Genomic DNA, 12158 nt, shown 5'->3' with positions numbered 1-12158 from the left:
TCCTGCTCCTCGTGGGAGCTTGCTTGAATTCTGCCTTCTGTATACATTCAACCAGGCGTACTGACCGGTTATGCCCGCGTCTCACGTGATCCCGGTTACGTACGACGTGATCCCGCTTACACGCGCGCCTTCGTGGAGTAGGAGCGCGCGCCGGTTCCGGCCAGCCGGCCGCCGTCGACGATCAGGTACTCGTCGCGGATCGGGGTGCCGGCGAACCAGGACTCGAGGATCTCCCGGGTGCCGGCGGCGTACCGGGCCTGGGCCGACAGTGACGATCCGGAGATGTGCGGTGTCATTCCGTGATGCGGCATCGTCCGCCACGGGTGGTCGGCCGGCGCCGGCTGCGGGTACCAGACGTCACCGGCGTACCCGGCCAGGTGCCCGCTCCGGAGGGCGCGGTCGACGGCGTCCTGGTCGACGATCTTCGCCCGGGCGGTGTTGATCAGGTAGGCGCCGCGCTTCATCGCGCCGAGCAGCTGGTCGCCGAACAGTCCCTCGGTCTCCGGGTGCAGTGGCGCGTTGATCGTCACCACGTCGCAGTGCGGCGCCATGTCGGCCGCGTCCGGGTGGAAGGTCAGGCCGAGCTCGCGCTCGACCGACTCCGGCAGCCGGTGCCGGTCGGTGTAGTGCAGCTTCACGTCGAAGGGCGCCAGCCGGCGCAGTACGGCGAGACCGATCCGGCCGGCGGCGACGGTGCCGACGTGCATGCCCTCGAGGTCGTACGAGCGGGCGACGCAGTCCGCGATGTTCCAGCCGCCGTCCAGCACGACCTGGTGCGACGGGAGGTAGTTGCGGACCAGGCTCAGTGTCATCATCACCACGTGCTCGGCGACGCTGATGCTGTTGCAGTAGGTGACCTCGGCAACGGTCACGCCGTGCGCGATCGCCGCGTCCAGGTCGACGTGGTCGGAGCCGATGCCGGCGGTGATCGCGAGCTCGAGGTTCGGCGCGTTCGCGATCCGCTCGGCGGTCAGGTACGCCGGCCAGAACGGCTGCGAGATCACCACGTCGGCGTCGGGCAGCTCGCGGTCCAGCACCTCCTCCTTGTCGGAGGTGACGACCAGCGTGTGGCCCTGGCTTTCCAGGAAGTCGCGCAGTCCCAGCTCGCCGGAGACGCTGCCGAGCAGCTGGCCGGGCGTGAAGTCGATGTCCTTCGGGGTCGGCGCGGTCTGGCCGCCGGGGTAGTGGTCGATCACCGGGATGTCGTCACGCGCGTACGACGTCGGGTAGCCGCCGGCGGGATCGTCGTACAGGACGCACAGGATCTTGGCCATGGTGTGGAATCTCCTTGTGGTGAAGGGACTTCCACACTTGCCGCGTCACGGTCCGGCGGTCAAAGACTTGCTTGCTATGTCGAGATAGCCAGAACCCATCAAGTGCACGTCGAGCAGCGCGTCCAGCGCGTTGTGGACGCCGGCCTGCCGCGCGACGTCGAGGAGCGCGCGGGCGAGCACCGGCTCGGGGCTGCGGGCCGCGATCACCAGGCCGACCCGCGGCCCGTGCGCCGGGCCCTTCAGCGGTACGACGCGCATGCCGTCGGGCACCCCGAACATGTGCAGCCACGCGTGCGAGATCACGGTCGACCAGTGGTTGCCGTGCAGGTGGCTGTAGAGGCCGGAGACCGTGTCGCTCTCGATCGACGGCGCCGCGGTGACGCCGTCGTCGGTGAAGTAGCCGTTCATGATCCGCCGGTTGCGCATGTCCGGGGACAGCAGGCACAGCGGCAGCTCGGCGACCTGCGCCCAGGTTGCCATCGGCAACTCGGCGAGCGCGGTGTGCTGCGGGGTGAGCAGCAGGTAGCGCTCTTCGTACAGCGGGGTCTTGCGGACGTGGCCGAGGGTGTCGTCGTCGAGGTAGGTCATCGCCACGTCCAGGTCGAACTCGGCGAGCTTCTGGGTGATGTCGCGCGAGGACAGCGACTCGATGGTGACCTTCCCGTTCGTGTGCCGTTCGCAGAACGGGGTGGTGAGCAGCGAGACGACGGGCATCGCGGTCGGGATCGCGCCGAGCCGGAGCGTGCCGGTCAGGCCGCCGCGCATCACCGACAGCTCGTGCCGCAGCGCGTCCTGCTCGGCGAGGATCCGCTGCGCCCAGAGCAGCACCCGCTCACCCTCGGGGGTGAGGCCCTCGAACCGGCGGCCGCGGCGGACGATCGGCACGTCGAGCTCCTGCTCGAGCTTGCGGATCGCGGCGGACAGCGACGGCTGGGACACGTAGCAGGCGTCCGCCGCCCGGGCGAAGTGCTTCTCCCGGGCCAGGGCGACGAGGTACTCCAGCTGGCGGAGCAGCATCAGGACCCGGCCTGGCGGTGGACCGCATACCAGTCGTCTGTATACATAATCCAACTGTAGTGACGTCACCTGACTCCGGGAAGGGCTGGCGGGTCGCGCCCTTGTCGTGTGACGTGGATCACATCAGTGCTGGTCTAATCGAGACGGGCTCGTTCGACGGATGAGTAGGAAGTCCCGTTTTCCTAAGGAGCAGGGTGATGGAGAAAGTTGTCTCGAACGACGGCACCGAGATCGCCTACGACGCAGTCGGCAGCGGTCCGGGGCTGGTGCTGATCGCCGGCGCGTTCACCGACCGGTCCTTCTTCGCGCCGTACGCCGAGGCGTTGTCCGGCGCGTTCACGGTGGTGAACTACGACCGGCGTGGCCGCGGTGACTCCGGCGACACGACGCCGTACGCGGTCGAGCGGGAGTGGGAGGACCTGGACGCCGTGCGGACGGCGACCGGGGCGCGGTACGCCTGCGCGTTCTCGTCCGGGGTGATGGTGCTGCTGCAGGCCGGGCTGCCGTTCGAGAAGGTGGCGATCATGGAGCCGCCGTTCCGCGTCGAGGGCGCGCCGCCGGCGCCGGAGCGGTACCTCGAGCGGCTGCAGGAGTACGTCGACGCCGGAAACCCCGGCGGTGCGGCCGAGTTGTTCATGGTGGAGGCGGTCGGTCAGCCGAAGGAGGTCGTGGACCAGATCCGGGAGACGCCGATGTGGGCCGGGCTGGAGGCGATGGCGCCCACCCTCGTGTACGACGGCCTGCAGATGCGGGACAGCGCCGTACCCGTGTCGCTGCTGTCGTCGATCTCCACGCCGGTGCTCGGGCTGTACAGCAACGCGAGTCCGGAGTGGATGCAGCTGGCCGTGCAGGAGGCTGTGGCCGCATTGCCGAACGGTACGGCGGAGGGGCACGACGGGACGTTCCACACGCTCCCGCCGGAGACGCTTGCTGCTGTTCTGACCGGCTACTTCATCGCTGGCTGACGTCTGCCGGACAGGACGCGCTTGAGGCCCGGCGCCAGCGGTCGCTCGATCCAGTAGTGCAGGGCGGCGGCCGCGGCGGTCATCACGGTCATCGTGGCGGCGACCAGGAGGACATGGTTCACCTGGTCGCCGAGCCGCTCGAACACGATGAACCCGAGGTGCGCGTGGATCAGGTACAGCGGGTAGGTGAGCGCGCCGAGGACCGCGAACCACGGGCGGCCCAGGTGCTGGGTGAGCCGCATCGCGATCGCGAGCAGGACCGCGAAGATCAGCACGATGACGGCGACCACGACCGGGCGGTGGATCTCGGTGCCGTAGCGGACGCCGACCCGGTCGGCGAACCCGATGCCCCGGAAGATCGCGTTGCCCAGCGCGATGCCGACGATCAGGAGGTACTGCGGTTTCGCGCCATGTTGGTTGATCAGGCAGAGCGCCATACCGGCGATGAAGTAGTGCGCGAACTGGGTGTTCAGGACCAGATCGGTTGCGGACGGCAACAGGCCGGCCTCGAAGGCGAACGTCGCGGCCAGCCAGGCCCAGAGGAAGACGGTGACCCGGCGGCGGGTGATGCCGATGGCGGTGAGGACCAGGATCATCGCGTAGAACCGGAGCTCGGCCCACAGGGTCCAGTAGACGACGTCGACGTTCTCGATGTTCGGCACCGAGTTGAACATGGTCAGGTTCGCCAGGTACTGCGGGAGCGAGACCGGGAAGCGGCCCTGGCTGAGCGTGACCGAGACGACCGTCGTGAGGGTGACGGCGACCCAGTACGCCGGGTACAGCCGAACGGCCCGGGAGACCAGGAACGCTCGCGGGGTGCGGTCCCAGGCGCTGAGCAGGACGACGAAACCGCTGATCGTGAAGAACAGGTCGACGCCGAGGTAGCCGTAGCGCGCGATCAGGTCGGCGTGCGGGAAGTGGGTCGGCGCGAGGCCGCCGGCATACGCCGAGAAGACGTAGTGGTACGTCATCACCGAGACGGCAGCGATGATCCGTAGCAGGTCGATCTCGTACAGCCGCGCTGGAGGATGCTCGAGTTCCACCCAGCTACTAGACCGCGTTCGGCCGCCGCAATCGTCAGCCCACGGCGTGATCCCGGCGTGCTACTGACGGATGAGGCCGGGGTGCTCCGCGGCGAGATGGTTGTACGCGGCAAGCACCTCCGGTGGGATCTCGACGTGGTCGATGAAGTTGCGGCCCCGTGGGCCGTAGCCGTCGGCGTCGTCGCGCAGCCGGCGGATCTCGCCGAGGACGAGCTCCGTGAATCGCCGGGGGCTCCAGATCTCGGGGAGGGCCGGGCCGGCGCTGACGTGGTCCGGCCCGATCCACGGATGAGCGGTGCGTGGCTGATCAACGTCGTCCCGGGCAGATCGCTGAACGAGCGCTCGAAGCATGCGTGTGTCCGGCGTTGCATGGTCGGGTCCTGGATCAGCAGGAGGGTCTCCGGGCGGTCGACGAGCTGCCGGGTCAGGTGTGCGTTCTCGCCGCAGTTGGTCGACTTGTCCTCGACCACGATGGACTCGGGCGGTACGCCGTACCTGGTGATGAGCAGGTCGCGGAAGACGTGGGACTCGGGGCGCCCGGTGGTGTGGACGTCGAGTCCGCGTCGTCGTACCGCTTCTTCGAGGTGGTGCGTCGAGTGGCCGATGCCGCCGCTGATCAGGATCTGTGGAGCCAGGCTTTGGTGATACAGCTCGGCCGCCGTCTCGACGGACTCGAGGACGGCGGAGCCCATCAGCGCGATGCGGTCGGCAGGGGCGATCTCGTCCCGCCGGGCGAGGTACCGTCCGATCAGCGCCTCAGCCGGCGGCGTCACAGCCTTTGCCATCAGCTTGGCAGGCGCATGGGCATCAGGATGTACGCCGAGTCGCCGGACGGCTCGTCGTCCGGGGAGCGAAGGCCGGTGAGGTTGGCGGGCTTGGTCGGCTGGGTGAAGGCGAAATGCGCGACCGGGGCTCCGATCGAGGCCAGTCCGTCGAGCAGGTAGCCCGCGTTGAACCCGGTCGACACCGGCTCGCCCGTCAGCGCGACCTCGACGGACTCGGACGCCTGAGCCTCGTCCCCGCTGCCGGCGTCCAAAGTCGCCGTACCGTCCGTGATGGTGAGCCGGATCGGCGTCGTCCGCTCCGCCACCAACGCGACCCGCTTCACCGCCTCGACCAGCACCGCGGTCTCCACCCGGACGGTGCTGGTGATCGCGGCCGGCGCCGGGATCAGGCTGCGAACCTTCGGGAACTCGCCGTCGATCAATCGGCTCGTCGCCCGCCGGCCGGCGCTCTCGAACCCGATCAACCCGTCCCCTGTGCGGGTCGAACCGAGCGCGAGCGTGACGTCGTGGCCCGCCATCGCCTTGGACACGTCGGCGAGCATCTTGGCCGGCACCAGGGCGTTGGCCTCGACGCCCGGATCGACGGGCTCCCACTCCACGGTCCGCACGGCGAGCCGGTACCGGTCGGTGGTCAGGAGCTCGATCTTCGGCCCGCGGATCTCCAGCCGGATCCCGGTGAACACCGGCAAGGTGTCGTCCCGCCCGGCCGCACTCACGACCTGGTGCACGGCACGCGAGAACGCCTCCCCACTCACCACTCCGGTCGCCCCAGGCAGCTCCGGCAGCGCCGGATACTCACCCAACGGCAAGGTCTGCAGCACGAACCGCGAGCTCCCGCTGCTCACCTGCACCCGAGCCGCGTCGCCGCTCAGCTCCACGGAGTCCCGCGGCATGCTCCGGCAGATATCGGCCAGCAACCGGCCGGACACCAGGTAGCGTCCCTCGTCGGCGACCTCGGCCGGCACACTCACCTGCGCCGAGCTCTCGTAGTCGAACCCGGACAGCGTCACCTGCCCGTCGCCCGCCTCCACCAGCATCCCGGCCAGGATCGGCACACTCGGCCGGCTCGGCAGCCCCTTCGCCACCCAGCCGATCGCCTCGGCCAGCACCTCACGCCCAACCCGAACCTTCACACCCACTCCTCCCCATCGGCAGCTTCCACCCAATCACCCACCTCCGACATTTCCGGTTCGCAGGTAGGCCAGGACGGCCAGGACGCGGCGGTGGCTCAGGGCCGACTCGTGGATGTCGAGTTTCTGGAAGACGGAGCGGACGTGGGTTTCCACGGTTCGCTCGGTGATGACGAGGCGGGCTGCGATGGCTGCGTTCGAGTGGCCCTCGGCGGCGAGCGCCAGGACCTCGCGCTCGCGGGCTGACAGCTTGCCGAGGCCTCCGTCGTCGGCCGCCAGCAGGGCTGCGACCACGTCTGGGTCCAGAGCGGAGCCGCCTGCGGCCACGCGCTCGAGGGCGTCGAGGAAGTCGATCACTCGGAGCACGCGGTCCTTCAGCAGGTAGCCGAAGGCGCCGGTCGACACCAGGTGCACCGAGTGCCTGGTCTCGACGTGCTGCGACAGCAGCAGCATGGGCTGGTCGGGTGCAGCCTTCCTGATGAGATGCGCTGCCCGGGCTCCGTCGTCGGTCATCGTCGGCGGCATCCGTACGTCGATCACCGCGATGTCTGGCCGGAGTACGTCGACCAGCTCGGGCAGACCGTCCGCAGTAGCCGTCGTCTCGACCACGTCATGCCCTGACTCGGTCAGCAAGCGCACCAGGCCTTCACGAAACAGCACGGAGTCTTCGGCGATCAGGACACGCACGGGAGCACCACCTCGATCGCCGTACCGGATTGTGCTGGGCTGGAGATGGTCAGGTGACCGCCGACGGAGTCGACCCGGTCCCGCAACGTGACGAGGCCGTTGGACGGCGTACCGCCGACGCCGTCGTCGGTCACCGACACGTGCAGTTGATGGTCGGCCTCCCGCACGACGACATCGATCCGGGTGGCTTGCGCGTGCTTGAGCACGTTGGCGACCGCCTCGGCGACGACGAAGTACGCGGTCGTGGCGATCAGCTCCGGCGGCATCACGTCGGGTACGGCGAAGTGGATGGGGATGGGGGAGTCAGGGGCCAGCCGACGCAGTGCCGTGGCCAGACCGTCGTCCAGGCTCGCCGGACGGACCCCGTGCGCGAGGCGACGCAGTTCGCGGACCGTCTGCTCCAGTCGCTCGACGGCCACATCCAGCTCATTCCGCACCGGGTGCTCTGGTGGCAGTTGGCGCTGGGCGGCCTGTAGCTGCATGCCAATCGCCAACAGCTGTTGCTGGGCGCCGTCGTGCAGGTCACGCTCGAGTCGGCGGCGTTCGGCCACAGTGGCGGCGACGATCCGGTTGCGGCTGTCGTCCACCTCCTGCAGAGCCCGGCGCAACCCCAGCCGCAGCCGGCTGACCTCGATCGGCAGTCGAGCGGCCGACGCCGCGAGCTGGACGCGTCGCAGCTGCCGTGCCGACGCGTCACTCAACACCACCAGCCCGATGTCGGTGTCGGCCGTCCGCAACGGCACCTGTACGGCGTCCTGCGGAACGGGCACCGGCTCACCGGACAAATCGACGTACCGGCCGTCGTCGACGCTCGTCAGCAGCAGCGACAGCTGTGGGTCGCTCACCGCATCTCGGAGCACCTGCTCGACGGCCTCCGGCTCGGCGGAGCCGTCACGGACCTGGTCGACGAATCCTCTGATCCGCTCCAGCAGTACGACGCGGTCCCGGTCGATGACCCGCCCGACGGCGTTGTGGAACCACCGGTGCAGCGGGAGGAGTACCAGCGCGACCAGGAACACCGATGCGGTCAGTCCTGCTGCCGACTCGCGTCCGGCCAGGTAGCCGATGCCGATCACGAGGCCGGCCATCATCAGCGCGGCCACCACAGCGGTCAGCACCCAGGCGACCGAGTCGCTGAGGATGCGGTCGATCTCGAAGAGGTCGTGGCGCAGGATCGCGATGGTCACCGCGGCCGGCACGAGGACGACGATGCCCAGCAGGAACCCGGCGTACGCGCCCTGACCCACCCAGCCGAGCGTGGTCACCACCCAGCTCGCGACCATCAGCACCACAACGGCTCCGGCGGCCAGGATGAGCCAGCGCAACTGCTGCCTGGTCCGCTGATCGCCGTACCGGTACCGGACGACCACGCTGGCGATGCATGCCACGCTGACCGCCAGAACGATGCCCAGGGCACCGAACATCACGGGCATCCACAGTGCCTCGGGTACGGCGACCGGCGAGTGAGCCGGCGGCATGTCGTGGTAGTTCATCGTCACGACGAAGGCAGCGGTCATCAGCACAGCCGCGGTCGGCACCAGCCAGAACAGCACCTTCCAGCGCAGGCCGTCCGGGAACACCAGCAGCAGGATCAGGAAGCCGACCAGCTGCCACGCCCACACGCCCGCGCCGATCACCGCGATCCAGCCGCCGCTCATGTCCCCCCACGACTCCACAGCCGGAGTGGCGACCAGGAACGCAGCAAGCCAGGCCAGCGCGGGCCCGACCGGGCTGGCCGGCACCCGTACGGCGATCAGCCAGGACAGGCCGAGCGGGACGAGCACCAGCAGGTCGGCGATGGTGGCCGGGCCGTCACGCGCGTCGGACGGACCGAAGGCGGCGACGGCGAGCACAGCCCAGGACACAACGCAGACCGTCGTCGCCCCCAGCATCAGCCCGAGCCTCATGGCCAGATTGTGCACCGATTCGCCGCTGGGTGGACTCAGTGCCAGCACTGGCCTCAGATCCAGCGATGGCCTCGATGCCGCGGACCGGATCGGCCGAGGACGGTGGTGGTCAACTTCTACGGGTCCTGGAGGACACCATGATCGCCATCCTGACCGTCCTGGTCGCACTGCCGCTCGGCCTGCTGGTCCGCAACCGGCTGGCGGCCTACCTGATCTTCGCCGTCGCCTTCAGCCACGTGTACACGTTCCAGACCGCGAACCTGGTGATGGAGTGGGTCAACGGCTCCACCGCCGCGTTCCCGGCCAACCAGTCGAACGAGCTCCTCGACGGCACCCTCGGCTACTTCACCTTCACCACGATGATCTACGCAGTCGGTTTCGCCCTGGTCACCCTCGGCCACTGGCTCCGCAACCGCCGCCGCGCCCGCCCCGAGGTCCGCCTCGACCAACCGGCGTCCTAGTAGCGGAACAGCTGCGTCGGCGAGCTGTTGCAGTTCGCCAGAACGACCTGCTCGGCGTTGGCCTTGCCCGGCGCCGAGAAGCAGAGCTTCGGCTTGGTGGCCGACTTGATCCGGCCGTCGGCGCCGATGGTCCACTTCTGGGCCGGGTCGGTGCTGCTGCAGATGTCGGTTCGCACCGGTGCGCCCACCTTGAGGGAGCCGCCAGGCACGTCCGCGCACACCCCCAGGGCCCGCAGGGTGCCGTCTGCCGGACGCGTCCAGCGCTGGGCCGGCGTGCCGTTGCAGTCCCACAGCTGGATCTTCGTCCCCGGCACGACCGAGCTGTGGTCGATGTCCAGGCACCGGTCGCCCGGTCCGCTGATCGTGAGCCGGATCGGCGCCGGGGCCGGCGGTGCGGCCGCGGTCAGCTGCACCATCTTGGCCACGGACGGCACACCGTTGCTGTCGACAACGAACAGCATGTAGTAGCCGGGCGGGGCGATGTTGACGTTCGCCGGTGAGCTGACTGTGAGCGTCGTACCCGTGGCACTGAACGAGAGCGGCACGTACCGCTGCCCCTGGTCGTCGCCGTGGGTCGGCGCACCCAGCCCGACCAGCCCCACCTTGGTGATCGCCGCAGCTTGCGGCGACGTCAGCGAGAAGAGGCTGCCGTACGACGCGGTGGCCGGCGCCGACGTGATCGTCGGCCGCGCGGCGAGCTGTCCGTCGGGTCCGTACAGGTACGGCGGGGTGAAGTACTCGATGTTCTTCTCCAGATAGCCGACCCGCTGGCACTCGCCGCAGATGCCGCCACCACCGGTCATGACGCGGCCGTCGGGCAGCAGCAGCGCGGTCGAGTGGTACTGCCGGATCCGGTTGGCCGCGCCGAGTGTGCGCCACGCACCCGTCTCGGTGTCGTAGAGCTCGGCGGCGTACACCGGACTCGCGAGGTTGACCCCGCCGTCGCTCATCACCGCATTCATGCCGCCGGTCGCCAGTGCGTCACCGTCGGCGAGGACGGTCAGGTTGTGCTGCCGTCGTCCGGTGGCCATCGAGCCGGTCGGGAGCGCCAGCGTCGTACTGTTCGAGTCCACGATCACCGCGGTGCGGGTCGGCACGCCGACCTTGCCGTCCTCGGCGACCACGCCGCCACCCGCCACCAGCGTTCTGCCGACGCGGATGGTGGCGAAGCTCGCGTAGTCGCGGTTGATGAGGTCCCGGACGGAGGTGCCGACCTGGGCGCCGGCCGCACTCGTCTGGAGCGTGCGCATCACGGGGCCGGTTCCGACCAGGTCGACGTTGCCGTCCGGCCGGACGGTGAGCAGCGGGTACAGCCGGCTGGACGGTGTGGTGAACCCGGTGAGCAGCCGGATCCACTGGTTCGTCTGGTGCACCTCGGCGTTCTCCGGCCCGCCGCCCTGGATGAGGGCCTCCTGGTTCGGCAGCGCGGTCACCGACGGGTACCAGCGCTCGGCGGCCATGTCCGGGCCGCGGCGCCAGGTCTCGGTGCGCCAGTCGAACAGGTGGGTCTTGCGGATGCCGTTGAGCGACATGTCCCGGTTGCCGCCGGCAACCAGGATGGTGCCGTCGGAGAGTTGGGCGTACCCGGCGCAGAAGATGTTGTAGCCCTGGACGTCGACACGCTTGCTCGTGTTCGTCACCGGGTCCCACACCGCGGCCCGGGTGAACGACTGGTCGCTGTACGACTCGGCCGGACCTTCGCCGACGGAGTCCCACATCAGCACCTTGCCGTTCGGCAGCGTGGCGCTGAACACCGGTACGACGGGAGCGGGAATCACACCGCCCCAGGTCCCGGACGCGGCCGGGTCCGCGGCCGCGGCGATCCGGTCGGCCTCCGCCTGCTCCTTCGGCGAGCGGCGGCCGGGCCGCTGACCGGTCTGCCGCTGGACCTCGTCGGCCCGGGCCTTCGCGGCGCGCTCGATCTCGTTCATGGGAACGCCGACCAGGTCCTCGGCCGCATGGTCGTGGTCGTGACTGTGGTGGCCGTGGCCCGGTGGCGTCGGCGGCGGGTCCGCGGTGGCCGGCGCGGTGGCGGCAAGGCCGACCACCAGCGGAACGACGGCGGCGATCGCCACCCGGGCATGCGAGACACGAGTGCGCATGACAGGTCCCCCCTGCAGCAGACGCGATCATGGCGCGATCGCTGGGGTCAGTGTGTGAGATCCACGACCTCTGGTCAACGGGGAACCGGAGTCGTACCGTCGAAAAGTCCGTCATGTGGGGACGGGTCAGGGGGAGTGCCGCCGAGGCGCCTGCCCGGCGGTGTGATTTCACAGAGGGGGGCCTGAGATGGGCCGCAACCGTGGGGTGCTCGCTGTCGTAGCCGCTGTTTCCGCTGTAGCCGCCGGAGGCGTTCTCGGCATGGGCTTCGTGTCCCAAGCCGGCGCCACCTCGAGTACGACGAGCACAACGACCACCACAGCCACCACTACGCCGCCGTCGACACCACCGTCGACGACGACTCCACCGACCACACCGCCGACCACGCCGCCGCCTGGTGGCGAGTTCTGCACACCTGGGTTCTGGAAGAACAACCCGGGCGCTGTGGCCGAGACCGGCGTCGACATGACGCAGTCGTACAACGCGCTGTTCGACCCGGACGTCAACGGCACCAGGAAGGGCGGCGTCGCGAACCCGACCCTGCAGCAGGTGCTCGACGACCCGCAGTTCTACGGCGGCGAGGCGGCCAACAACGTTGCCGCGCTGCTCAGTGCCGCGCACCCGGACGTCGACTTCACCGGTGACCGCACCGAGGACACCTGCCCGCTGGACGCGGATGAGAGCAACAACTAGTTCGTGCGGTACGAGCCTGGCCGACAGGTCGCGGCCAGGCTACGACAAGATCCTGGACGCGGCGGTCGACGACAAGGGCGGCGTCGAGTTCCTGCT

General features: G+C 69.4%; 11 protein-coding genes and 1 pseudogene. 3 read left to right on the top strand and 9 right to left on the bottom strand.

All coding sequences use genetic code 11. The features are described 5' to 3' along the window. Nucleotides 1-116: 116 nt before the first annotated feature. Nucleotides 117-1274, bottom strand: coding sequence for an NAD-dependent formate dehydrogenase (locus ACWCOV_RS00060; RefSeq protein WP_449826976.1), 1158 nt, complete (start codon nucleotides 1272-1274; stop codon nucleotides 117-119). 45 nt (nucleotides 1275-1319) lie between these two features. Further along, nucleotides 1320-2291, bottom strand: a complete 972-nt coding sequence (locus tag ACWCOV_RS00055; RefSeq protein WP_449826975.1) for a LysR family transcriptional regulator — start codon at nucleotides 2289-2291, stop codon at nucleotides 1320-1322. Nucleotides 2292-2488: 197 nt separating this feature from the next. Here ACWCOV_RS00055 and ACWCOV_RS00050 point away from each other — a divergent pair, with 197 nt between their 5' ends. Further along, the gene (locus tag ACWCOV_RS00050; protein ID WP_449826974.1) at nucleotides 2489-3256 is read left to right on the top strand and encodes an alpha/beta fold hydrolase; all 768 of its coding nucleotides are present in this window, start codon (nucleotides 2489-2491) and stop codon (nucleotides 3254-3256) included. On the opposite strand, the gene ACWCOV_RS00045 is transcribed toward ACWCOV_RS00050, so the two are convergent. The 6 genes and pseudogenes from ACWCOV_RS00045 to ACWCOV_RS00020 form a co-directional block, all read right to left on the bottom strand. After that, complete coding sequence (locus ACWCOV_RS00045; RefSeq protein WP_449826973.1) at nucleotides 3238-4299, bottom strand: acyltransferase family protein; 1062 nt, start codon at nucleotides 4297-4299, stop codon at nucleotides 3238-3240. The genes ACWCOV_RS00050 and ACWCOV_RS00045 overlap by 19 nt on opposite strands. A 60-nt stretch (nucleotides 4300-4359) precedes the next feature. After that, nucleotides 4360-4650 (bottom strand): hypothetical protein, encoded by a 291-nt coding sequence (locus tag ACWCOV_RS00040; protein WP_449827295.1) that lies wholly within the window; start codon nucleotides 4648-4650, stop codon nucleotides 4360-4362. Nucleotides 4651-4667: 17 nt separating this feature from the next. Continuing rightward, a pseudogene (locus ACWCOV_RS00035) lies at nucleotides 4668-4991 on the bottom strand (YdcF family protein); the annotation flags it as partial. Nucleotides 4992-5083: 92 nt separating this feature from the next. After that, nucleotides 5084-6217: a DNA polymerase III subunit beta gene (gene dnaN, locus ACWCOV_RS00030; RefSeq protein WP_449826972.1), complete on the bottom strand. Its 1134-nt coding sequence runs from the start codon at nucleotides 6215-6217 to the stop codon at nucleotides 5084-5086. 33 nt (nucleotides 6218-6250) lie between these two features. Then, nucleotides 6251-6901 (bottom strand): response regulator transcription factor, encoded by a 651-nt coding sequence (locus ACWCOV_RS00025; RefSeq protein WP_449826971.1) that lies wholly within the window; start codon nucleotides 6899-6901, stop codon nucleotides 6251-6253. Beyond that, nucleotides 6889-8808: a histidine kinase gene (locus ACWCOV_RS00020; RefSeq protein ID WP_449826970.1), complete on the bottom strand. Its 1920-nt coding sequence runs from the start codon at nucleotides 8806-8808 to the stop codon at nucleotides 6889-6891. The genes ACWCOV_RS00025 and ACWCOV_RS00020 overlap by 13 nt, the downstream gene beginning before the upstream one ends. A 137-nt stretch (nucleotides 8809-8945) precedes the next feature. On the opposite strand from ACWCOV_RS00020, the gene ACWCOV_RS00015 reads away from it, so the two are divergent. Then, nucleotides 8946-9269, top strand: a complete 324-nt coding sequence (locus ACWCOV_RS00015; protein WP_449826969.1) for a hypothetical protein — start codon at nucleotides 8946-8948, stop codon at nucleotides 9267-9269. On the opposite strand, the gene ACWCOV_RS00010 is transcribed toward ACWCOV_RS00015, so the two are convergent. Continuing rightward, nucleotides 9266-11371 carry a galactose oxidase-like domain-containing protein gene (locus ACWCOV_RS00010; RefSeq protein WP_449826968.1) on the bottom strand — a complete coding sequence of 702 codons (2106 nt, stop codon included), beginning with the start codon at nucleotides 11369-11371 and terminating at the stop codon, nucleotides 9266-9268. The genes ACWCOV_RS00015 and ACWCOV_RS00010 overlap by 4 nt on opposite strands. A 187-nt stretch (nucleotides 11372-11558) precedes the next feature. On the opposite strand from ACWCOV_RS00010, the gene ACWCOV_RS00005 reads away from it, so the two are divergent. Beyond that, nucleotides 11559-12062: a hypothetical protein gene (locus tag ACWCOV_RS00005; protein WP_449826967.1), complete on the top strand. Its 504-nt coding sequence runs from the start codon at nucleotides 11559-11561 to the stop codon at nucleotides 12060-12062. Nucleotides 12063-12158 lie beyond the last annotated feature (96 nt).

This window comes from Kribbella sp. NPDC002412 (assembly GCF_053592935.1).
Note: the sequence above shows the minus strand (reverse complement) of the source record. Positions and strands in the feature narration are given on the sequence as shown.